The sequence below is a fragment of the Kineosporiaceae bacterium SCSIO 59966 genome (genome assembly GCA_020881835.1).
GTDB lineage: Bacteria > Actinomycetota > Actinomycetes > Actinomycetales > SCSIO-59966 > SCSIO-59966.
In genome coordinates, this window is record CP052876.1 from 2753323 (window position 1) to 2775794 (window position 22472).

Below are 22472 nucleotides of genomic sequence, written 5' to 3' on the forward strand. Positions count from 1 at the left end.
CGCCGTCGGCTATCCCGCCGGCTACCCCGACCTGGACGACGACAGGCTCGGCCGGCGCCGTCCGTGGCCGGTGGCCTGCTCGTAGGCGTAGCCGACCTCGAGCACCCGACGGTCCCCCCGCGGGGGGCCGACGACCTGCAGACCGACCGGCAGCCCGTCCGGGGTGAACCCTGCCGGCACCGACAGCGCCGGCAGGGTCGTCGCCGAGACGAGGGTGCACGAGCGCATCCACTGCAGGTAGTCCTGCTGCTCCTGGCCGTCGATCTCGGTCGGGTACTCCTGCTCGACGGGGAACGGCACCACCTGGGTGGTGGCCGCGACGAGGACGTCGTAGCGGTCGAAGAAGTCGAGCACCCGCTGGTACAGGCGGGTCCGCAGCACGTGGGCGCGTCCGACGTCCTCGGCGGTGAGCTCCCGGCCGCGCTCGACGTTCCAGTGCACGGCCGGCTTGACCTGGTCGGGGTGCTCGCGGACGAGGTCCCCGTAGGTGGTGACGAACTGCCACGCGCGCAGCGTGGCGAACACCTCGTCGGCCCCGTCGAGGTCCAGGCAGTCCTCGGTCACCTCGGCGCCGAGCCCTTCGAGCACCGCCGCCTGGCCGGTGAGGACGTCGCGCACCGCCCGGTCCAGCGGGACCCGGCCGCCGAGGTCGGGGGCGAAGGCCACCCGCAGCCCGCGGGTGGGCTCCTCGAGCGGCGGGGCGAAGGAGGAACCCGGCTCCTCCAGGGAGATCGGCGAGCGCCGGCTCGGGCCGGCCATCGCGGCCAGGGCCAGTGCGACGTCCGAGACGGTGCGGCCCATCGGGCCCTGGACGCTGAGGTCTGCCCACGCCATGAGCTGCGGCGCCGAGGGCACCCGGCCCGGGCTGGGACGCAGCCCGACCACGTTGCAGAACGCGGCGGGGTTGCGCAGCGAGCCGCCCATGTCGCTGCCGTCGGCGAGCGGCACCAGCCCGGCGGCCAGGGCGGCCGCCGACCCCCCGCTCGACCCGCCGGCACTGCGGTCGGTGGCGTACGGGTTGCGGGTGGCACCGAACACCGGGTTGAAGGTGTGCGACCCGGCCGCCCACTCCGGGGTGTTGGTCTTGCCGACCCGGACGCCGCCGGCCAGGCGCACCCGCTCGACCACCAGCTCGTCGTCGTCCGGGATGAAGTCGGCCCGCAGCGGCGAGCCGAAGGTCGTGCGCATGCCCCCGGTGAGGTGGGTGTCCTTGTGCGCCACGGGCAGGCCGTGCAGCGGCCCCGTCGTGCCGCCGCGAGCGGTGACCTGGTCGGCTGCCGCGGCCCGGCGGCGGGCGTCCTCGGCGTCCAGGGTGACGATCGCGTTGATCACCGGGTTGACCCGCTCGACCCGGTCCAGGTGGGCCTCGAGGAGCTCACGGGCGGAGACCCGCCGGTCGCGGACCATCGCCGCGAGCTCGGTGGCCGGGGTGAAGCACAGCTCGTCGGACATGCCCGCCAGCCTGCCACCGGCCTCAGCGTGCAGTGTGTGGCGCTTCCTGCCACGCCCTGCGGTCCGTCGACGGCAGATGTCACCTGCCGTGCCGGCTCAGGGGCCGGACGTCGTGGTCCCGGGCTCTGTCGTCGGGGAGGTGGGCGGGCTGCTGGTCGTCGGCGCCGCCGTAGCCGAGCGCGACGTGACCGGTGCGGTCGGCACCGGACCAGAGGTGACCGGCGCGGTGACGGGCGCGGTGACGGGCGCGGTGACGGGCGCGGTGGCGGTGGGCGCGGTGGCGGTGGGCGCCAGGGACGTCGGCTCGGCGGTGCGCGTCACGGTGACCGTGCGGGCCGGCTCCGGAGGCTGCGGGACGATGACGGTCCGGGTCGTCGGCGGCGGGACGGCCTGGAGCACGACGACCGTCCTCGTCGTGGTGCTCGGTGCTGGAGCCGGGGCGCGGTCCGTGGGCTGGGGAGCGGGTGCGGTGACGGTGCGCGGCGGCACCGGGGTGGCGGTCACCGGGACCGGGGAGACGACGGTGTCGACGTCCGGTGGCGGAGTGGCACCGATAGCGTTCCCGACGTCCGTCGTGGCACCGACGATCCCGCCGCTGACGGCCGCGGCGAGGAGGAGGACCACGCCGGCCCGGGTCCGCAGCAGAGAGCCGTCGACCGGGACGTTGCTCATAGCCTCTCCACCCCCGGGGTGCCGACCTCCTCTGTCGTCCAGGCTGCTCCTGGCGCGCCGGGACCACCACCTGATCGCCAGGACCTTTCCCGGACCGATACCTTACGCCGTATGCGCACCTTTGGCGGTGACCCGGCGGCGGACGGCGGGTCGGTGCACGTGCTCACCTACGCCGGGACGACGCGGGTCGTCCTGTCCGGTGAGATCGACGTGGCCCTGCGGGCAGAGCTGGAGGAGGCCGCCGAGGCGGTCCTCGACCTGGGCAACCCGGTGGAGATCGACGCCCAGCACGTGCGCTTCCTCGACTCGACGGCGATCGCGTTCCTTGCTCGGGTGCTGGCGCGGTCCGCACGCCCCACCCGGGTCCTGAACCCCCCGCCGATGATGACGTTCCTGCTCGAGTCCACCGGTCTGGGTGACCTGGTCACGGTCGTCGGCTCCGGCGTCCCGGACCCGCCCGTCGCCGGCGGTGTCCCGGACCCGCCGGCCGCCGGCGGCGACCCGGCCGGTCCCGAACGCGGCGCTACTCCCGAGCCCGCCTGACCCCGGACCGCGCGGTCACAGCGGTCGGGTGGTCCTGGCCACCACCCCGCACCCCCGCGCCCCGGATCCGCGACGTCGGGGCAACAATGGACGGCGTGACGACTGCGACCAGGCACCGAGGGGGGCCGCTGTCGCGCGAGGTCATCATCGACGCGGCGATCGGCTTCCTGGACGACCACGGCCTGGCGGCCCTGTCCATGCGCCGGCTGGGCGAACGGCTCGGCGTCGAGGCGATGTCCCTGTACCGCTACGTCAACGGCCGGGAGGACCTGCTCGAGGCGGTCGTCGACCGGCTCGTCTCCCGCCTCCACCTCGAGGACGGGACCCGGTTCGGCCCCGCCGACGGCTGGCAGGCCTACCTGCAGTGGCTCGCGCACGCCGTCCGGGAACTGGCCGACGAGCACCCGAACGCGTTCCCGCTCGTCGCCACCCGGCACCCGGCCGCCCCGTGGCTGCGTCCCCCGCTGCGGTCGCTGCGCGTCGTGGAGGAGTTCCTGGAGAACCTCACCTCCCGCGGCTTCGGGGACGAGGCCGCGGTGACCGCCTACCGCCAGTTCTCCAGCTTCCTGCTCGGCCACCTGCTGCTGGAGGTGACCGGCCGCGGCGGCTCCACCCCGGCCGGCGCCGAGGAGCTCGACCAGGGGGACGGCGACGTCGGCGGCCGGGACGCCGAGGTGGACGTCGCGGAGTACCCGCTGCTGGTGCGGATGCGGCCGATGCTGTCCCGGTACGAGGCCGACGCCGAGTTCGAGGCAGCCCTCGAGGACGCCCTCGACCGGATCGATCGGCTCGTGTCGCGCTGAGCCGCGGCCGCGGAGGACCGCCTGCAGCGCTGGGGAGCGGGGCTCAGGGGGCAGGGCTCAGGAGAGCAGGCGGCCCAGCACGTAGACGAGCAGCCCCGAGGCCGCCACGGGAGCAACTGCGCGCGCCGTCGCCGCCTGCACCTGCCCGGCCGTCGGCAGGTGCGCGAGCAGACGGTCGAAGGTCGCGACGACGACCCCGACGGCGAACCCGACGAGGGCCCCGGTCACGGCGCGCTCGTCGGGCAGGAGTGCACCCGCGAGCGCGCCGACGCTCAGCGCACCGAGCAGCGCGAAGGGCCCGGTGACCCGTTGCGGCCAGGGGAGGCCGGTGGCCATCCCGGCCGCCAGGGCTCCCGCGGAGCCGAGCAGGACGACGCCGTCCCCGCCGTCGTCGTGCAGGGCCGCCAGCCAGCCGGCGCCGAAGGCGACGACCACGACGCCGGAGACCACCCCGGTCACCGACTCGACGAGACGCGGACGCATGTCCCGCCGGAACAGCTGGTGGGCGAACTCGACGAGCACCGTCACCGCCAGGACGCCGGGCAGCCAGCGCAGGTGGGCAGAGTCGTCGGTCAGCGCGGCCGCTGCGGTGGCCACGGCGCCGCCGAGGGCGATCACCGTCGTGCTGCCCCGGGGTGTCGGCAGGTTGAGCAGGGCGGCCCACCCGCCGGCGACCGCCACGGTGCCCAGGAGGAGTGCGGCTACGAGAGTCGCCGTGCCGGCGTAGGCGGCGATGCCGACGAGCACCGCGGACGCTGCGGTGATGAGGGCGGGGGCCGGCCGGGTCACCGCGGCATCCTGGCACGAGGTGCCGCGTGGACGGCCACCCGGCGCGCCCCGCGTACACTGCCGCGCACATCGTGCGACGGCGCCGGTCCTCCCGGGCCGGCTGCGCGTGAGGAGGCACCGCGTTGGCCCAGATCCTCCTGCTGACGAACGCCCTCGCGCCGTCCGCCGAGGTCCTGCCCGCGCTCGCCCTGCTACCCCACCACGTCCGGGTGCTGCCCGCCGAACCCACCGCCCTGGTCGACGTCCCGCCGACGGACGTCGTCCTGCTCGACGCCCGCCGCGACCTCGCTGCCGCCCGGTCGACGTGCCGGCTGCTGCGGACCACCGGCCTCGGCGCCCCGCTCATCGCCGTCCTCACCGAGGGGGGGCTCGCTGCGGTCGCCGCCGACTGGGGGATGGACGACGTCCTGCTGGACACGGCCGGGCCGGCAGAGGTGGAGGCGCGGCTGCGGCTCGCCGCCGGGCGGACGGCCACCCCCCTGCGGGCGGACGACGACCCCGGTGGGGAGACCCGGGTGGGCGACCTCGTCGTGGACGAGAACGCCTGGACCGTGCGGGTGCGCAACCGGCCGCTCAACCTCACGTACAAGGAGTTCGAGCTCCTGCGGTTCCTGGCGCAGCACCCGGGGCGGGTGTTCACCCGTGCTCAGCTGCTCCAGGAGGTGTGGGGGTACGACTACTTCGGTGGGACGCGCACCGTCGACGTGCACGTGCGGCGGCTGCGCGCCAAGTTGGGCACCGAGCACGAGCAGCTCATCGGCACCGTGCGCAACGTCGGCTACCGATTCGTCCCGCCACCCACGGCGACGCCGTCGCGCGCCGACCAGGCGGTCCCCTGACCTGCGGCGGCCCTGCGGGGGGTTCGCACACCCAGCGGCGGCCCTGAGGCCCCTGACGGCCGGGTTTGACCGCCACTGGGTGTGCGAACCCCGGCCTGTGGATGACGCCCGACGGCCAAGCGCGCGCCGAGGCACCCTGCCCGCGTGGACCCTCGGCTCGCAGCCGTCGCGGCAGAGCACCACGGCGTCGTCACCCTCGCGGACGCCGAGCGGCGCAGGCTCACCCGCGCGTGCGTGCGCTGGGCGGTCGAGCGCGGCGACCTGATGCGTCTCGCGACGGGGGCGTGGTGCCCGCGGGAGGTGTGGGAGGCGTCCGACGACCGCCAGCGCCACCTCCTGCGGGTGCGCGCCGCCCAGAGTCGCCGCCCCCGCGCGGTGGCCTGCGCCGAGTCGGCAGCCGTCGTCCTCGGCCTGCCCCTTCAGACGGTGCCGCCAGACGCCCGGCTCACCGTGGCGCGCCAACCGCCCCGGCACGGCGGTTCCGGACGCCGCGGGTCGGCGCGCGGGCGGCGAGCCTGGCTCGACGACGACGAGATAGTCGTCGTCGACGGCGTCCGCGTCACCTCCCCGGCGCGCACAGTCGTGGACCTCAGCCGCCACGCGTCGTTCCCGTGGGCGCTGGCAGCCGGGGACGCCGCGATGCGGCTCCTTGGGATCAGTGCCGACAACCTGCGTGAGGCGGCCGACCGCAACCCGTGCGCCCCGGGGCACCCGAGGGCCGTCCTGGTCGCGCGGCACGCCGACAAGCGGGCGGAGTCGGCGTTGGAGTCGGTGGCCCGCGGCGTGATGATCCACCTCGGCCTGCCCCCGGCCGAGCCCCAGGTGGTGCTGCAGCAGGACGGCCTGCGCTACCGGGTCGACCTCTTGGTGCGGACCTGCTGGACCGTCGTCGAGGCCGACGGCAAGGTGAAGTACCGCGACGATGACCCCACCGCAGCTCAGCGGGTCTGGCTCGACAAGCGGCGGCGTGACGACCTGCACGACTGGGGGCACGAGGTGGTGCGCTTCGTCATGGCCGATGAGCGCCACCCGGTCGCCTGGGGGCGCCGGTGCGTGCGGTCGTTCAACCGGGCCTACGAGCGCCGCGGCCTGACCACCCCTGACTGGGGTTCGCGCCTGACGTGGTGGTGATCGGGCCGCGACGCCTCGCCCCGCCTCCCTCGGCCCCCGAGGTTCGCGCACCGGGTGGCGGTGGAACACCCGGTTTCGGGGCCAGACCACCGCCACCCGGTGCGCGAACCTCGGGGAAGGGGACGCCGGACGCCGGTAAGGTGCGGTGGCTGCGAGGACGTCGCACCGAGGGAGCCGTCGCTGTGATCGTCGTGCATGGGTGGTGGTCCCAGGACGCCGGCCCCCAGGGCGCAGGCCGCCAAGACGCCGGCACCCACGCCGCCGGCACCCACGCCGCCGGCACCCAGGCCGCCGGCGGTCTCCTCCTGTGGGCGGAGGACGCCGACGCCCCCGCCGAGCCGCCGCGGCGCCGCGGTCGGCGCCCCCGGGTCGTGGACCACCCCTTCGCCGCCCCGGCCGAGCACCTCTCGGACCTCCTCGACCCGCTCGGCCCCTGCGAGCCCCGGGTGGCGGTGCTGGCCCTGCCGACCGCCGGGCGGGCGCCCACCGCCTCCCCCGAACTGGGCCGCACGACGCCGGAGCCCGCAGACCTGACGACCGCGCAGTGGCGCGTCCCGGCCGTCGAGCTGGACGCCGACGCCGCCCTGCCCATGCTGCTCGGCGAGCGCGTCACGCAGGCGGGTGCCGTCCCGGGCGCCGACCTGCGGGCCCTGGCCGCGCTAGCCGCCTTCGCCGCCGACCTGGCCGCCCGCGGTCGGGTGCTGCCCACGGTGGACGCCGCGGGGCCGGGTCGAGCGCGCGCCGCGTGGCGGCCCGTGGTCACCGGCCCGGACGCCGAGTGGCTGCGGGCCGCGGTGGCCGGCCTGCCGGCGTCCGTGGGGTGCGAGGTGCCGGGCCGGCCGGTGGGCGCGCAGGTGGCCGCCGCCGTGGACGCCCTGGTGGACGCCGCGGTCCGCGCGTCCCTCGGTGCGCCGCGGGGACGCCGGCAGGCGCGCACCCGGCCGCGGCGTGGCGGGCGGCGCTCCTGGGCACTGAGCGGCAGTTCGCCGCCTCCGCCGCTGACGTGGCGGCGCTGCGGTCCGCGCTGGAGGACTGGCAGCGGGACGCCGTCCGCGGCGGCGCCGTCCGGGCCTGCTTCCGCCTGGTCGAGCCGCCCGAACCCACTGAACCCCCCGACGACGCCGCAAACCCAGCCCCCGACTCCTGGTCCCTCGACGTCGCCCTGCAGGCCGCGCAGGAGCCGAGCCTGCTCGTGGACGCCACCGCCGTGTGGCGCGGCCGCGGCCTCACCGCCCTGCGCCGGCACACCAGCGACCCGCAGGAGACGCTGCTCGCCGAGCTGGGCCGCGCCGTCCGGCTCTACCCGGCGCTCGAGACGGCCCTGCGCACGGCGCGCCCGGCGTCCCTGGCCCTGGACACCGCCGGCGCCCACGCCTTCCTCACGGAGACCGCGCCCCTGCTACTCGGCGCCGGGTTCGGGGTGATCCTGCCCGGCTGGTGGACCCGGCCGGGGGCGCGGCTGGGAGCCCGGCTGACGGCGTCCACGCCGAGCCAGCCGGGTGCCACCACGGGCGCCGCCCACATCGGGCAGGAGGGCCTGGTCGAGTTCGACTGGCAGCTCGCGGTCGGTGACCACGCGCTGACCGAGCGGGAGGTCGCCGAGCTGCTCGAGGCCCACCAGCCGCTGGTCCGGGTGCGCGGTCAGTGGCTGCAGGTGGACGCCGACCGGCTGGCCCGCGCGCGGACCTTCCTGGCCCGCCGCGGCCGGCGGTCGATGACCGTCGGGGAGGTGCTGCACACGCTCGGCGCCCCGGACGAGGGGCCGGGCGGGCTGCCGGTGCTCGGGGTGGACGCCGACGGCTGGCTCGGCGACCTGCTCTCCGGTGAGGCGGAGCGGCGGCTGGAGCCGGTGCCCGCCCCGGAGGGGTTCGTCGGCACCCTGCGCCCCTACCAGGAGCGGGGCCTGTCGTGGCTGTCGTTCCTGGAGTCGGTCGGCCTGGGCGGCCTGCTGGCCGACGACATGGGCCTGGGCAAGACCGTGCAGCTGCTCGCGCTCGTCGTCCGGGACGCCGGCCGGCCGGGCACGAGGCCGACGGGGCCGACGGGGCCGACGGGGCCGACCCTCCTGGTGTGCCCGATGTCGGTGGTGGGCAACTGGCAGCGCGAGGCCGCGCGCTTCGCCCCCGGGCTGCGGGTGCACGTGCACCACGGCGCGGAGCGCCCCCGCGGCGCGGCGTTCGAGGAGGCGGTGGCCGGCTCGGACCTCGTCGTCACGACGTACGCGATCCTCGCCCGGGACGCGGCCGCGCTGCGTAAGGTCGCCTGGCACCGCGTCGTCCTGGACGAGGCTCAGGCGATCAAGAACGCGGCCACCAAGGCGGCGGTCGCGGCCCGCTCGATCCCGGCGCCGCGGCGGGTCGCGGTCACCGGGACGCCGGTGGAGAACCGGCTGGCCGACCTGTGGTCGCTGATGGAGTTCGCCAACCCGGGCCTGCTGGGCAAGCCCGCGCAGTTCCGGCAGCGGTTCGCCGTCCCGGTGGAGCGTCACGGGGACGCCGAGGCCGCGGCCAGGCTGCGTGCCCTCACCCAGCCGTTCGTGCTGCGCCGCCTGAAGACCGACCGGTCGATCATCACCGACCTGCCGGAGAAGGTGGAGATGGACGTCGTGTGCTCGCTGACCCGGGAGCAGGCGGCGCTGTACCAGTCGGTGGTCACCGACATGCTGGAACGGATCGCGACCACCGAGGGGATCGAGCGCCGCGGGCTGGTGCTGGCGACGATGACCAGGCTCAAGCAGGTGTGCAACCACCCGGCGCAGTTCCTGCGCGACGGCAGCGCGCTGGCGGGCCGCTCCGGCAAGCTGGCGCGGCTGGAGGAGGTGCTCGAGGAGGTGCTCGCCGCCGGTGAGAAGGCGCTGCTGTTCACCCAGTACGCCGAGTTCGGCGACATGCTCCGCACCTACCTGTCGGCGCGGTTCGGCCGGGAGGTGGCGTACCTGCACGGCGGGGTGAGCAAGGCCGGGCGGGACGCGCTGGTGTCGCGGTTCCAGGACGGCGGTCGGTCCGGGCCGCCGCTGATGGTCCTGTCGCTGAAGGCGGGGGGCACCGGGTTGACCCTGACGGCGGCCAGCCACGTCGTCCACGTCGACCGCTGGTGGAACCCGGCGGTGGAGGACCAGGCCACCGACCGCGCGTTCCGGATCGGGCAGACCCGTACGGTGCAGGTCCGCAAGTTGGTGTGCGCGGGCACGCTGGAGGAGAAGATCGCTGGGATGATCCGTGACAAGCGGGGCCTGGCGGCGAGCATCGTCGGCACCGGGGAGGGCTGGTTGACCGAGCTGTCCACCGCGCAGCTGCGCGAGCTGTTCACCCTCGAGGCCGGGTCGGTGGTGGAGTGAGCCCGTCGCGCTGGTCCGCCTTCCCGCCGCCGGCCGCGCCCCGGCCGGTGAGCGGCGGGGTCGTGGCCCGCAGCACCCGGGGCCGGATCGGTGAGCAGTGGTGGTCCCGGCGCTTCATCGAGGTGCTGGAGTCCTTCGCGCTGGGGTCGCGGCTGACCCGTGGCCGCGCCTACGCCCGCAAGGGCCAGGTGGTGTCGCTGGACGTGGGGCCGGGCGAGGTGCGCGCCTCGGTGCAGGGCACCCGCCGGACGCCGTACCGGGTCCGGATCGGGCTCGCCCCGTTCCCGGAACTGGTGTGGGCGAAGGTCGAGGTAACGCTGGCCGAGCAGGCGATCCACAGCGCCCGGCTGCTCGCCGGGGAGATGCCCACCGACCTGGACGACGTGTTCGCCGCCGCGGGCGCCCCGCTGTTCCCGCAGCGGGTGGGCGACCTGTCGATGTCGTGCTCGTGCCCGGACGCCGCGGTGCCGTGCAAGCACATCGCGGCCACTTTCTACCTGCTGGCCGAGGCCTTCGACGACGACCCGTTCCGGATCCTGGCCTGGCGTGGCCGCGAGCGGACGGCGCTGCTGGCCCGGCTGCGGGAGCTGCGGGGCGTCGCGGCGGCCGATCAGCCGGACGACGAGGGGCCGGCGGTCGTGGGTGGCTCGGGTCTGGGTGCGGCGGCCGCGCTGGACGCGGACGTCACCGCCGGTGCGGCGGGGTTCTGGGAGGGCGCCGACCCGCCGCCGCTGCCGAGCCACCCCGACCTGCCGGTCGACCTGCTGCTGCGGCAGCTGCCCGCCCCGCCCGCCGCCCTGGGCGGGACGGCGCTGGCCGAGCACCTCAGCGCGCTGTACGGCCGGCTGGCTCCGGAGGCGTCGGACCGCTGAGCGCGGATCCCCGGCTCGGCGGCGCCGAACGCCGTCAGGCCCCCCGTTGGGCCGACGATGAGCGGTCCCGAGTGGCTCCCCGTGTCGCTTGGGCCGGCTTGGCTGCGGCGATGGCGCGCACCGCGGGGCTCGCCTGCCCGATCCCCCGCTGAGCCCGCTTCACGATAAGACAGGCCGCCCGCACCTGAGCGCGGTTCGCCGTCAACGTCTTGGCCATCTACTCGACCTCCAGCACGGTGTCGCCGTCATCGTAAGGCGGGCCGGGTCAGGGGTTCACGTGCTGCGGCTGCCAGCTGAACACGTCCGGGGTGCGGGGGTCGATGGTGAGGGCGAGCCAGTCGGAGGCCGTGTCGCCGAAGGTCTCGAGTCGGGTCAGGTTCGGCACGCCGGCGTAGCCGGGCTCGACCTCGTAGCGGTGCTCGTCGCCGTGCACGAGCAGCACGGGTCGACCGAAGGCCGCCGCCCGCTCGGCGATCAGCGCCCGCTCGGCGGCGAAGCCGGGAGAGGCGACGGGCTCGGCCTGCATCAGCAGCAGGACGCCCGCGGCGTCGGCTCGGGCTGCCTCGTCGAACGTGGCGTCGATCCAGTCGAGGTTGGCGGCGCGGCGGGCCTCGAACTCGGCGAGCCGTTCGGTGGGCTGGTCGCCGCCGGGCAGCTGCGACCAGGGCTCGAGGTCGTTCTCGCTGCCGATCACGTGCACGGTGGCGACGACGACCTGGCTGCGGGTGAAGCGGACGTTCTCGACGTAGTCGGCGTGGGCCGGCTGCTCGACCGACTGCACCGCGGCGGTGAGGGTGCGCCGTCCCAGCGACTGGCCCGGCTCGGGGTAGAACAGCTCACGGAAGGCGGCGAGCCGCTCGGTGGGCAGGTAGCCGCCGGCGGCGGTGCGGTGGCAGTCGGTCCACTCGTTGTCCCCCGGCGTGATCACGAACGGGTCGGCGAACGTGTCGTACAGGGCGGCGAGGTCAGCCAGCCGCGCGTCGTCGCACGTCGACCCGCCGCTCTTGACGTCACCGGCGTGCAGCACGGCGCGCACCTTCGGGTCGGCGTTGACGTCGTCCACGAGCGGGGGGAACGCCTGACGCTGGGCGTCCCCGTACGGGGTGTCGCCCAGCACGGCGAACGTCGTGGGTCCTTGGCCCATCGGGCCTCCCGGCGCCGCCACGGCTGGGGCGGCGAGCAACGGGACGGCGACGAGGACGGCGGTGGCGAGAGCAGGTAGTCGGCGCATGACGGAACTGTCTGCCGGGGTCGGTGAACGGTGCACCTCACCGCCGGCTACGACGGCGTGAACATCCGCCGCTGCCCCGGCGAGCCCGGCCGGATCAGCGGGTGTAGTCGTCGTGGAGCCGCTCGATGTCGGCCTCGTCGAAGTCGCCGAACGCGATCTCCAGCACGCGGCCGGGTCGGCTCTGACTGTTACCCAGGCGGTGCAGACAGCCGGAGGCGACGAGCACCTGCCGCAACTCGGCGCACTTGGCCGCGGCGCTGCCAGAGCAACCTGTGGCTCAACCTGACCGCGACGACCTGCACCGTGATCAGCTCCACCATGACGGGCTCAACTGTGACGTGCGAGTCACGGTGTGCGACTCGATGAACATTGAGGAAACGCGATCAAGTGCCCTGCGTGTCGGGCGAGGAGTTAAGCGTGACCACCCTGACCGCCGACGTGCTCGGCTCGCTCAGCGCCACGCCGTTCATGGAGGACATCTCCCAGCCTGCGGAGTCGATCGACGCCTGGACCGCGGCCGACGAGGTCCGCCGGGTCTTCGGGCGGCGACCGGACCTCGACTCGCTGCTGGTGCGCAAGGGCGAGCAGGTCGGCCTGCTGATGCGGGACGCCTTCGAGCGGGTGATGAGCGGACGCCTGGGCTACGGCAGCGCCCTGCACGGCCACCGTCCGATCGAACGGCTCACCGACTGGGACCCCCTCGTGCTGCCCGCCTCCCTGTCGGTCGTCGAGGCCACGTCGGTCGTGCTGCAGCGCAGTGACCACCGCCGGTACGACGACGTCCTCGTCCGACACGACGTCGGTCACCTGAGCATCGCGTCGGTCGCCAGGCTGCTCGAGGCGCTCACCGGCCAGCTCGCCCAGCAGGCCCTCACCGACCCGCTGACCGGCCTCGGCAACCGCGACCTGTTCCAGCGGGAGCTGGACGCCGCCACCACCCACCCGGACACTCGCGCGGCCGTGCTGTTCCTCGACCTGGACGACTTCAAACGCGTCAACGACACCCTTGGCCACCACGCCGGCGACCTGCTCCTCTCGGCGGTCGGACGCCGGATGTCCGCGGCCCTGCGCGCCCAGGACGTCGCCGTCCGCATCGGCGGGGACGAGTTCGCCGCGGTCCTGCGGCTCCCCATGTGCGCCGGCTGCCAGGCCGGCGGCCAGTGCCTCGGGACGGAGCTGGCCGAGGCCCGCACCATCGCCGACCGGCTGCTGCGCCGCTTCGACGACCCCTTCTCCGTCGACCGCCACCGCCTCGACGTCGGCGCGAGCGTCGGCGTCGCCGTCGCCGGTGACGCCGACTGCACCTCAGAAGCGCTGTTGAGCGTCGCCGACCACGCGATGTACCGGGCGAAGCACGACGGGGCCGTGCACGCCGAACTCGTCCGCAGCAGCACACCCCGCCAAGTCCCCGCACCACGCAGCGGCCCCCACCCGCCGACGGTCGGCCAGACACTGGTCACCGGCGACCTGCGCCTGCACTACCAGCCGATCGTCGATGTTACGGGCACCCGGCTCACCGGTGTCGAGGCCCTGCTGCGGTGGCAGCACCCCATCCACGGCCTGGTCGGCCCGGCGCGCCTCCTCGGTGAGATCACCCAGCACCGGCTCGCCCACGACCTCAACTCGTGGGTGTTCGAGGAGGCCTGCGCCCAGCTCGTCCGGTGGGACGCCACGGTCGAGCCCCACGCCGTCCCGTCGGTCAGCGTCAACGCGAGCCTGCCCGGGCTCGCGCCGGGCCAGCTGCAGGACGCCGTCACCGCCGCCCTCGAGGCCAGTGGGCTCGAGCCGGCCCGGCTGCGCCTGGAGATCCCGGAGACCGCGACCCAGGACCAGCTCGCACCGGTGGCCGGCGACCTGCGCGCGATCCGCCAACTCGGCGTCCACCTCATCGTGGACGACGTCGGCACCGGCGCCGCGACGCTGCGGCACCTCAGCGAGCTGCTGCACGACGGCCTGAAGATCGACCGGTCCTTCGTCGCCGGGATGCTGACCAACGAGCGCGACCACGCCATCGTCCGGATGCTCGTCGAGCTGTCCCGGGTCGTCGGCGTCTCGATCGTCGCCGAGGGTGTCGAGACGCAGGAGCAGTGCGAGGCGCTGCGCGGCCTCGGCTGCCACGAGCAGCAGGGCTTCTTGCTCTCCCGGCCGGTCGGCGCGGACGTGATCGCGATGCTGATGCGGCAGCCCCCACCGGGGGTTCGCGCCGGTAGTGGTGGCGATCCAGCCCGCTCGGAGGCCACATCACGACCACTTCGGGCGCGAACCCCGGGGCGGGCCGACCGGGACTGAGAGGCGTTGCCCGCGTCAGGCGTTCGGAAGTTCCTCCGGGCCCGCCGGGGACTTGCGGTACCTCGGAAGGGGTCAGGCGCTCTTGCTCCCAGAAGACGTGCGCAAGAGCCTGTGCACACTCACTGAAAGCACCATCAAGGCTGGATGACCAAGGAGTCACCACGTTGGTGCTGTCACGCAGGGTCACGCCTGCCGGCTGGCGTCTCGCCGGCGCCAGAGCGTTCTGGCACGCCGTGAGCCACGGACCGACCGCAGCGTTCCTGCCCACGCACGCGCACGCGCAGAAGATGCAGAGGGCCTTCGCAGCAGAGCTGCTCGCACCGGCCGAAAGGAATCTCAGAACTCATCGGCGACCCTGCGACTGCCGTCGACGCCCAGACCGTCGACCACATCGGACCCAGCTCAGGACGACATCGCCAGACTGTCCACGCGCCTCGAGACCCTGCGTGCCGAGCTGATGTCAGGCACGGTCACCCAGACCCGGTGGATGATCGGTGTCATCACCGTGATGACCGCCATTGTCACGACGGCAACGCTCCTCGACGGGTGACGTCGGGTACGCACCGTGGCGCCGCGCCGTCCTCACCGCCGTCCCCCACCGGAGTCCCCCTCAACGGAGGTTCGCGCCCGTAGTGGTGGTGATCCGGCCCGCGTGGAGGCCACGTCACCACCACTACCGGCGCGAACCCTAAGAAGCCGCGTTACCGCAGTCCGCGGGCCGCGTCGAGGAGCGCCTCGACCGCCGCGCTGGAGACCTCGACGGCCGCCGCCTGCTCGCCGCAGCGGGCCGCCAGCCCGCTGCGCAGCAACCGCTCGGCCATCGGGGAGCGGCACACGTTGCCGGTGCAGACGGTGAGGATGCGGAACGTCACGGCACCAGTCTGGCGAGTGCGCCGACGACGCCGGCCGGCCCCGGGTGTCTACTGGGCCCATGAACGTATGCATCCCCCTGGAGTCCGACGGCAGCACCGGACGGCGGTGGGGCAAGGCCGAGCGCGTCGCCGTCGCCGTCGTCGAGGACGGCGACATCACCGACTGGCAGGAGCACGACGTCCGCTGGGACGTCCTGCACGACGAGGGCACCGAGGGGTCGCACCACGCACGGATCGCCCGCTTCCTGCGGGAGCACGACGTCGACGTCGTCGTCGCCGGCCACATGGGCGAGGGGATGACGCGCATGCTCGGCACGATGCAGATCCGCACCGTGCTCGGTGCCGGCGGCCCCGCCCGCGAGGCGGTCCGCGCCGCCCTGGCGGAGTCGGCCGCGGAGTAGTCCCGCCGTGGTGCGTGCCGTCGTGGTGCGTGCCGCCAGGAGTGCCTGCCGTCAGGCCGTCAGGCCGTCACCCGCCTGAGCAGCAGGTACAGCTCGCAGCCCAGGCAGAACGCGAACACCGCGTTGAGGAACGCGGCGACCAGCGCGGCCGCCACGGCCAGCAGGAACAGCCACGTCACGCCCGTGAGCCCGCCGACCAGGCCGAGCAGCGCGAACACCAGCCCCACGGCCTGGGCGAACCGCGGCGGCCGCGGGTCCTCGGTCTCGCGGGTGGGGCCGAGCCGGGGGCGCACGAGCCGCGCGAACACCCAGCCGTACGGGCCGCGCCCGACCGTGCCGAGCGCGAACACGACGGCCTGGACGGCGAGCAGCGCCACCCCGGCGGTCCCGTCGCCGAGCACCATCACCAGCGCCAGCACGACCGTCGTCACCCCGGCGGCGAAGCGCGGGCCGCGGACGTCGATGGGGGCCAGGTCAGCCATGCCGCACCTCCGCGGCCTGCGGCACGGCCGCTGCCAGGGCGTGCGCCGCCTGCTCGAGCGTCGGGGCCCCGGACGCCCGGCGCACCACCCGGCCGGCGGCGTCCAGCACGAGCACCGTCGGGGTGCGCCGCACGTCGAGGCGACGGACGAGGTCGAGGTGGTGCTCGGCGTCCAGCTCGACGTGCGTCACCCCGGGCGTCGCGGCGGCGAGACGTCCGAGCACGGCCCTGGCCTGGCGGCACGGGGCACAGAACGCGCTGGACAGCTGCAGCAGCGTGGCCCGTTCACCGAGGGCGGCGCCGCCAAGGTCGGTAGAGGTCAGCACCTCACTGGTCTGCACGGCGTGGTCCCTCCCGTCCCGGCGGCGCAGCCACAGCCCGGCCACGACGGCGAAGGCGGCGACCAGCGCCAGGAGCAGCAAGCGCGCGATGAGGCTGTCGGTCACGTCGGCAGGGAACCGCACCTCGGTCCTGGCACTTCCCGGCGTCCGCATCACGGACGAGTTGTTCAGACACGTCGGCGACACGGGCACCGGGCCGGGCCGCGTGGGATCGCCGGCCCGCGCGGCAGTCGCCGCGACTCGTAGGCTGCGCCGGGTGAACGACGTCCGGATCACGACCCCCGACCACCTGGCTCCCGAGGACGTCGAGGCGGTCACCGCCCTGGTGGCCGCCGCCGCCGCGCAGGACGGCGCCAGCCCGGTGTCGGAGCACACCGAGCTCGCCCTGCGCCGGGGCGGGGACGGGCTGCGGCAGGTCCTCGCGCGCGCCGGCTCGGACGTCGTCGGCTGGGCGGGCGTCACCGGCGGGGGCCATGCCACCGGCGGGGACGATGCCACCGGCGGGGGCCATGCCACCGGCGGGGACGATGCCACCGGCGGGGACGATGCCACCGGCGGGGACGGCGCGTCGGCCGAGGTCGTCGTCCACCCGTACCACCGCCGGCGAGGGATCGGCCGCCGGCTGGTGACCGCCGTCCTGGACCACGGGCCCCGGACGCGGTTCTGGGCCCACGGCGACCTGCCGGCGGCCCGGGCACTGGCTGCGGCCCTCGGGCTGGTGAAGGTGCGCGAGCTGTGGGTCATGCGCCGCCCGGCGACCGACCCGCTGCCCGACCTCACCGTGCCGCCGGGGGTGCGGCTGCGCGCCTTCCGACCCGGTCAGGACGACGACGCCTGGGTCGCGCTCAACGCCGCCGCCTTCGCGGAGCACCCGGAGCAGGGCGCGATGACGGTGCGGGACCTGCGGGAGCGGATGGCCGAGCCGTGGTTCGACGCCGACGGCTTCATCGTCGCCGAGGACGCCGCGACCGGGGAGATGCTCGGGTTCCACTGGACGAAGACCCACCCCGCCGAGGGCGACCAGCGGCCAGTCGGAGAGGTGTACGTCGTCGGGGTGGCCCCCGCGGCACAGGGGCGGGGGCTCGGCCGGGTGCTCACCCTCGCCGGGTTGCACCACCTGGCCCGCCATGGTCTGGAGGAGGTGCTGCTGTACGTCGAGGCGGACAACGACCCCGCCGTCCGGGTCTACTCCGGCCTCGGGTTCACCCGCTCCTCCGCCGACGTCCAGTACGCCCACCCCCTCCCCACCCCTCGGTGATCATGCAATCCCGCCACCCCCTCCCCACCCCAGCCCCCGCCCCCCTCGGTGATCATGCAATCCCGCCACCCCGGAACACGTCCACATCGAGACGAGGTCGTATGACCGCCCCATGGCCCCACCTCGACCGCGTCGGCGAGAGCAGATGGACCCTCGCGGCCTTGGCAGGTCTGGCAGGTCTGGCAGCTCTGGTGACTCTGGCGGCGCTGGCGGCTCCGGCGACCCTGCGACGCTGGGCCCGCTCTCGGTCACGGAACTCGTTCGCGCGCGGGGTCCGCCACGGCCTAGCCGGCATGTCGCGCCCCGAACGCAGCATTCTGCGGGCCGGCCGCGGGGCCACGAGGCCCTGTGCGAGGTGGCGGGATTGCATGATCACCGAGGGGAGCGGGGGGGTAGGGCGGCAGGGGTGGCGGGAATGCATGATCACCGAGGGGGTGGGGGCGCGCAGGGTGGCGGGATTGCATGATCACCGAGGGAGGGACGGGGCGGGTGGGGGGTGTGCCTGTCATGATGCAGGCATGAGTCAGCCGGCCACCCGGACCAGCCGCCTCCGGCACGGGGAGAGCTCGACCCGAGCCTCCTCCACCGGCCTGACGCGTGCGGCCACCGTCACCCCGGCCGGCGCCGACGGGGCCGAGCTGCCCGCCGACCGCTTCCTCGACCGGGAGCTCAGCTGGCTGGCGTTCAACGAGCGGGTCCTGGAGCTCGCCGAGGACGAGACCCAGCCGCTGCTCGAACGGGTCCGCTTCCTGGCGATCTTCGCGAGCAACCTCGACGAGTTCTTCATGGTCCGGGTGGCCGGGCTCAAGCGCCGGATCGCGACCGGCCTCGCCGTCACCGCGGCGTCCGGGCTCGAGCCCCGTGAGGTCCTCGACGCGATCAGCGAGCGCGCCCACGAGCTGACCGCCCGCCACGCCCGGGTGTTCACCGAGTCGGTGCGCCCCGCCCTGGCCCAGCAGAACATCACCTTGGTCCGCTGGCACGACCTGTCGGACGCCGAGCAGGCCAGGTTGCACGCGTTCTTCCGGCAGAACGTGTTCCCGGTGCTCACCCCGCTCGCGGTGGACCCGGCCCACCCCTTCCCGTACATCAGCGGGCTGTCCCTCAACCTCGCCGTCGTCGTGCAGAACCCCACCTCGGGCAAGGAGCACTTCGCCCGGGTCAAGGTGCCGCCGCTGCTGCCCCGCTTCGTCGAGGTCGACACGACCGGGCGCGGTGCCCGGTTCGTCCCCCTCGAGGAGATCATCGCCGTTCACCTCGACCAGCTCTTCCCGGGCATGACGGTGCTGCAGCACCACACGTTCCGGGTCACCCGCAACGAGGACCTCGAGGTCGAGGAGGACGACGCCGAGAACCTGCTCCAGGCGCTGGAGAAGGAGCTGCTGCGGCGCCGGTTCGGGCCACCGGTGCGCCTCGAGCTCGCCGCGGACGCCGACGACACGGTGCGGGACCTGCTCGTGCGCGAACTCGGCGTCCACGACAAGGAGGTCTACGACCTGCCCGAGCCGCTCGACCTGCGCGGGCTCAACGACGTCGCGGACCTCGAGCGCAACGACCTGCACTACCCGAAGTTCGTGCCCCGCACCCACCGTCAGCTCACCCAGGGCCGGGAGACCGCCAAGCCCAGCGACGTCTTCGCGGCGATCCGGCAGCGGGACATCCTGCTGCACCACCCGTACGACTCGTTCTCCACGAGCGTGCAGGCCTTCCTGGAGCAGGCGGCCGACGACCCGCAGGTGCTGGCGATCAAGCAGACGCTGTACCGCACGAGCGGCGACTCCCCGATCATCGACGCGCTCATCGACGCCGCCGAGTCCGGCAAGCAGGTGCTGGCCCTCGTGGAGATCAAGGCACGCTTCGACGAGCAGGCGAACATCACCTGGGCCCGCAAGCTCGAGCAGGCAGGCGTGCACGTCGTCTACGGCATCGTCGGCCTGAAGACCCACGCCAAGCTCAGTCTCGTCGTCCGGCAGGAGGCCGGACGGCTGCGGCGCTACTGCCACGTCGGCACGGGCAACTACAACCCCAAGACCGCTCGTCTGTACGAGGACCTCGGCCTGCTGACCTGCGACGACGACGTGGGCGAGGACCTGGCCAAGCTGTTCAACCAGCTCTCCGGGTACGCACCGAAGACCACCTACCGCCGGCTGCTCGTCGCCCCGCACTACCTGCGCAACGGCCTCATCGACCACATCGAGCGGGAGGTGGACCACCACCGCGCCGGCCGCCCCGCCGCCGTGCGGCTCAAGTTCAACTCCCTGGTCGACGAGGCGATCATCGACGCCCTGTACCGGGCGTCCCGGGCCGGTGTGCCGGTGGACATCTCGGTCCGCGGCATCTGCGCGCTGCGTCCGGGCGTGCCGGGGCTGTCCGAGACGATCCGGGTCCGCAGCGTGCTCGGCCGCTTCCTCGAGCACAGCCGGGTGTTCTGGTTCGCCAACGGCGGCGACCCGCTGGCGTACATCGGCAGCGCGGACATGATGCACCGCAACCTCGACCGGCGGGTGGAGGCGCTCGTCCGGCTCACCGACCCCGAGCTGATCGCGACCGCCGGCGAGCTCGTCGCGCTCGCGGTGGACGACCGGACGTCGTCCTGGCACCTCGGCCCGGACGGCGTGTGGACGCGGCACGCCGTCGACGAGGACGGCAGGCCGCTGCGAGACCTGCAGCAGCACCTCATCGACCTCAACCGGGGGCAGCCGGCCACCCGGCGGCTCACGTGACCGTGGCGCAGGACGCCGGCCGGTCCGCCCGCCGGGACGGCCGCTGCGGCACCGTCCTGGCGGCCGGCGCCCTGTGCTGGCGGCGTCGTCCGGACGGCACCCTGGAGGTGCTGCTGGTCCACCGCCCCGCCTACGACGACTGGTCGTGGCCGAAGGGCAAGCTGGACGACGACGAGCCGGCCGCGGTGGCCGCCGTCCGGGAGGTCGAGGAGGAGACCGGCCTGCGGGTCACCCTCGGCATCCCGCTGCCCCCGGCGCGCTACCGGCTGGCGTCCTCGCTGGACAAGCACGTCGCGTACTGGGCCGCGCACGTCCCGGACGCCGAGCTGCCGGCGCCGCCGCGGCCCCAGGAGGTCGACCGTGCGGAGTGGGTCGGTGCGGACGAGGCGATGCAGCGGCTCACCCGCCGCGGTGACCGCCAGCAGCTGCAGGCCCTCCTCGACGCGGACGCCGAAGGGATCCTGGACACCTACGCGTTGCTCGTGCTGCGTCACGGGGACGCCGTCGCCCGCGCGACGTGGCCCGGCCCGGACGACGAGCGGCCCCTGGACCCCCGGGGGCGCGAGCAGGCCGCGGCCCTGGTCGGTCTGCTCGGCGCCTGGAGCCCGGCACGGGTGGTGAGCAGCCCCGCCGCCCGGTGCACGCAGACCGTCGAGCCGTTCGTCCGGGCGACCGGCACGCCGTTGCGGACCAAGGGCCGGCTGTCGGAGGACGGGCACCGGGCGGACCCGACGACGGTGCGCGCCTACGTCTCCCGGCTGCTGGCCCGCGGCGAGTCCGCCGTGGTGTGCACGCACCGGCCGGTGCTCGGCACCCTGCTCGGCGCCCTGGCCGGCAACGCCACCCCTGGCGTCGCGGACGGCATCCCGCGCCGGGACCCGTTCCTGGCACCGGCGGAGGTGCTGGTGCTGCACGTGTCCCGGCGCAGCGGCCGGGTGGTCGCCACCGAGCGGCACCGGCCCTGCGACTGACCGGCCGCCCCCGCAGCGGATGATCGAGATGCCGGTCCGGGCCTGCGGCCCTACCGTGGACCAGGTCGGCCGACCGGCCGGAGACACCTTCTCGGAAGGAACTGCGCCATGGGCATGGACGACAAGCTGAGCAACAAGGGCGAGGACCTCGGCGGCAAGGCCAAGGAGGCCACCGGCCGGGCCACCGGCGACGAGGAGATGGAGACCGAGGGCCGCGCCGACCAGGTGAAGGCCGACCTCAAGCAGGCCGGCGAGAAGGTCAAGGACGCGTTCAAGAAGTAGGCACGTTCACGAAGTAGGCACGCAGAAGTAGGCACGCGCCTTCAGGGCACCGCCCCCTGCGGGTCCGCGGACGGCTCCGGCGGTTCGTGGACCGGGGGCGGCTCCCGCCAGGTCGAGACGACCATCCAGGCCAAGGCGGCGAACGGGACCGCGAGGATCGCGCCGATGATCCCGGCAAGGATCGTCCCGGCGGTCAGGGCGAGCAGGATGGCCAGCGGGTGCAGCGACAGGCTGCGGCCCAGCACCACCGGGGCCAGCACGTCCCCCTCGATCTGGTTGATGGCGACGACGACCGCGACGACGATGAGGGCGGTGACCAGGCCGTTGGAGACCAGGGCGATGAGCGCGGCGAGCGCCCCGGCCACGGTCGCCCCCACGAGCGGCACGAAGGCACCGAGGAACACGACGGCGGCGAGCGGCAGGGCCAGCGGCACCTTGAGCACCGCGAGGGCGATGCCGATGAGGACGGCGTCGACGAACGCGATCACCGCCGTCCCCCGCACGTACCCACCGAGGACGTCGACCGACCGGGCGGCGACGAGCTCGTAGCGGTCGTCGTCGCGCTCGGGCAGGAACTGCCGGATGAACGCCCAGATCTGGTCCCCGTCACGCAGCACGAAGAACAGCAGCACGAAGCCGAGGAGGATGCCGGTGATCACCTCGGCGACCAGGGTGGCGCCCGAGATCGCCCCCGACTGGACGCCGGAGCTCTGCAGCAGCTCGGCGAGGGACTGGAGCGCCGCGTCCAGCTGCTGCTGACTCAGCCCGAGCGGCCCCTCGGTGAGGAACCGGAGGAGCTCGTCCAGACCCTCCTGGGCGCCCTGCACCAGCTCGTCCCACTGGTCGGTCACCGCGCGGCCGACGAGCCACCCTGTCCCGCCGATCGCCCCCAGCCCGGCGAGCATGGTCAACCACACGCCGAGGGTTCGTGGAACCCCTCGCCGGCCCAGCCACGCCACCAGCGGCGCGGCGGCGGCGGCGATCAGGGTGGCGATGAGGAAGGGCACGACGACGAGCCGCAGGGACACCCCGGCGTAGGCGACGACGACGACGAGCGTCACGACGAGCAGGACCTGCAGGCTGCGGACGGCGGCCCGTCCGAGCCCGTCGGTCCACAGGTCCCGGTCCGGTCTGGTCGGGTCGCGGTCCGTTCTCATCGGGTCACGTCGCACGCCCGAACCTTGG

Annotated in this window: 19 protein-coding genes and 1 pseudogene; 12 read left to right on the forward strand and 8 right to left on the reverse strand. The window is 74.5% G+C overall.

Going from position 1 to position 22472, the window contains the following annotated elements:
• Positions 1-21: 21 nt before the first annotated feature.
• Both HJG43_12905 and HJG43_12910 read right to left on the reverse strand, forming a co-directional pair.
• A complete protein-coding gene (locus tag HJG43_12905) occupies positions 22-1452 on the reverse strand; it encodes an amidase (protein UER55289.1) in 1431 nt (476 codons plus the stop codon).
• A gap of 96 nt (positions 1453-1548) precedes the next feature.
• Positions 1549-2124, reverse strand: a complete 576-nt coding sequence (locus HJG43_12910; GenBank protein UER55290.1) for a hypothetical protein — start codon at positions 2122-2124, stop codon at positions 1549-1551.
• Positions 2125-2235: 111 nt separating this feature from the next.
• Between HJG43_12910 and HJG43_12915 the strand changes: the two genes are divergently transcribed.
• On the forward strand, positions 2236-2667 hold the full coding sequence (locus HJG43_12915) for an STAS domain-containing protein (protein UER55291.1): 432 nt from the start codon (positions 2236-2238) through the stop codon (positions 2665-2667).
• A gap of 86 nt (positions 2668-2753) precedes the next feature.
• Complete coding sequence (locus HJG43_12920; protein UER55292.1) at positions 2754-3470, forward strand: TetR family transcriptional regulator; 717 nt, start codon at positions 2754-2756, stop codon at positions 3468-3470.
• A 57-nt stretch (positions 3471-3527) separates the two neighbouring features.
• Here HJG43_12920 and HJG43_12925 read toward each other — a convergent pair whose 3' ends face one another.
• Entirely contained in the window at positions 3528-4259 is a 732-nt protein-coding gene (locus tag HJG43_12925) for a hypothetical protein (protein UER55293.1), read from the reverse strand.
• A 122-nt stretch (positions 4260-4381) separates the two neighbouring features.
• Here HJG43_12925 and HJG43_12930 point away from each other — a divergent pair, with 122 nt between their 5' ends.
• The 4 genes and pseudogenes from HJG43_12930 to HJG43_12945 all read left to right on the forward strand — a co-directional run bounded on the left by HJG43_12930 (position 4382) and on the right by HJG43_12945 (position 10438).
• Positions 4382-5098: a response regulator transcription factor gene (locus HJG43_12930; GenBank protein ID UER55294.1), complete on the forward strand. Its 717-nt coding sequence runs from the start codon at positions 4382-4384 to the stop codon at positions 5096-5098.
• Between the two features lie 144 nt (positions 5099-5242).
• The gene (locus HJG43_12935) at positions 5243-6229 is read left to right on the forward strand and encodes a type IV toxin-antitoxin system AbiEi family antitoxin domain-containing protein (GenBank protein UER55295.1); all 987 of its coding nucleotides are present in this window, start codon (positions 5243-5245) and stop codon (positions 6227-6229) included.
• A gap of 191 nt (positions 6230-6420) precedes the next feature.
• A pseudogene (locus HJG43_12940) lies at positions 6421-9566 on the forward strand (DEAD/DEAH box helicase).
• Complete coding sequence (locus HJG43_12945; GenBank protein ID UER55296.1) at positions 9563-10438, forward strand: hypothetical protein; 876 nt, start codon at positions 9563-9565, stop codon at positions 10436-10438. Before HJG43_12940 ends, HJG43_12945 begins: the two are co-directional and overlap by 4 nt.
• Before the next feature lie 265 nt (positions 10439-10703).
• Here the strand turns inward: HJG43_12945 and HJG43_12950 are convergent, their stop codons facing one another.
• A complete protein-coding gene (locus HJG43_12950; protein ID UER55297.1) occupies positions 10704-11669 on the reverse strand; it encodes a metallophosphoesterase in 966 nt (321 codons plus the stop codon).
• A 417-nt stretch (positions 11670-12086) separates the two neighbouring features.
• Here HJG43_12950 and HJG43_12955 point away from each other — a divergent pair, with 417 nt between their 5' ends.
• A complete protein-coding gene (locus HJG43_12955) occupies positions 12087-13958 on the forward strand; it encodes an EAL domain-containing protein (GenBank protein UER55298.1) in 1872 nt (623 codons plus the stop codon).
• Positions 13959-14659: 701 nt separating this feature from the next.
• On the opposite strand, the gene HJG43_12960 is transcribed toward HJG43_12955, so the two are convergent.
• On the reverse strand, positions 14660-14830 hold the full coding sequence (locus HJG43_12960; protein ID UER55299.1) for a hypothetical protein: 171 nt from the start codon (positions 14828-14830) through the stop codon (positions 14660-14662).
• Between the two features lie 59 nt (positions 14831-14889).
• Here HJG43_12960 and HJG43_12965 point away from each other — a divergent pair, with 59 nt between their 5' ends.
• The gene (locus HJG43_12965; GenBank protein ID UER55300.1) at positions 14890-15231 is read left to right on the forward strand and encodes a hypothetical protein; all 342 of its coding nucleotides are present in this window, start codon (positions 14890-14892) and stop codon (positions 15229-15231) included.
• Between the two features lie 59 nt (positions 15232-15290).
• Here HJG43_12965 and HJG43_12970 read toward each other — a convergent pair whose 3' ends face one another.
• Positions 15291-15713 carry a DUF4395 domain-containing protein gene (locus tag HJG43_12970; protein UER55301.1) on the reverse strand — a complete coding sequence of 141 codons (423 nt, stop codon included), beginning with the start codon at positions 15711-15713 and terminating at the stop codon, positions 15291-15293.
• Positions 15706-16206: a thioredoxin family protein gene (locus HJG43_12975; protein ID UER55302.1), complete on the reverse strand. Its 501-nt coding sequence runs from the start codon at positions 16204-16206 to the stop codon at positions 15706-15708. Before HJG43_12975 ends, HJG43_12970 begins: the two co-directional genes overlap by 8 nt.
• On the opposite strand from HJG43_12975, the gene mshD reads away from it, so the two are divergent.
• The 4 genes from mshD to HJG43_12995 all read left to right on the forward strand — a co-directional run bounded on the left by mshD (position 16142) and on the right by HJG43_12995 (position 21287).
• Positions 16142-17311 carry a mycothiol synthase gene (gene mshD / locus HJG43_12980; protein UER55303.1) on the forward strand — a complete coding sequence of 390 codons (1170 nt, stop codon included), beginning with the start codon at positions 16142-16144 and terminating at the stop codon, positions 17309-17311. The genes HJG43_12975 and mshD overlap by 65 nt on opposite strands.
• 518 nt (positions 17312-17829) lie before the next feature.
• Complete coding sequence (locus tag HJG43_12985; GenBank protein UER55304.1) at positions 17830-20034, forward strand: RNA degradosome polyphosphate kinase; 2205 nt, start codon at positions 17830-17832, stop codon at positions 20032-20034.
• A 2-nt stretch (positions 20035-20036) separates the two neighbouring features.
• A complete protein-coding gene (locus HJG43_12990) occupies positions 20037-21005 on the forward strand; it encodes an NUDIX hydrolase (GenBank protein UER55965.1) in 969 nt (322 codons plus the stop codon).
• A gap of 108 nt (positions 21006-21113) precedes the next feature.
• Complete coding sequence (locus HJG43_12995; protein ID UER55305.1) at positions 21114-21287, forward strand: CsbD family protein; 174 nt, start codon at positions 21114-21116, stop codon at positions 21285-21287.
• 41 nt (positions 21288-21328) lie between these two features.
• On the opposite strand, the gene HJG43_13000 is transcribed toward HJG43_12995, so the two are convergent.
• A complete protein-coding gene (locus HJG43_13000; GenBank protein ID UER55306.1) occupies positions 21329-22444 on the reverse strand; it encodes an AI-2E family transporter in 1116 nt (371 codons plus the stop codon).
• Positions 22445-22472: the final 28 nt, after the last annotated feature.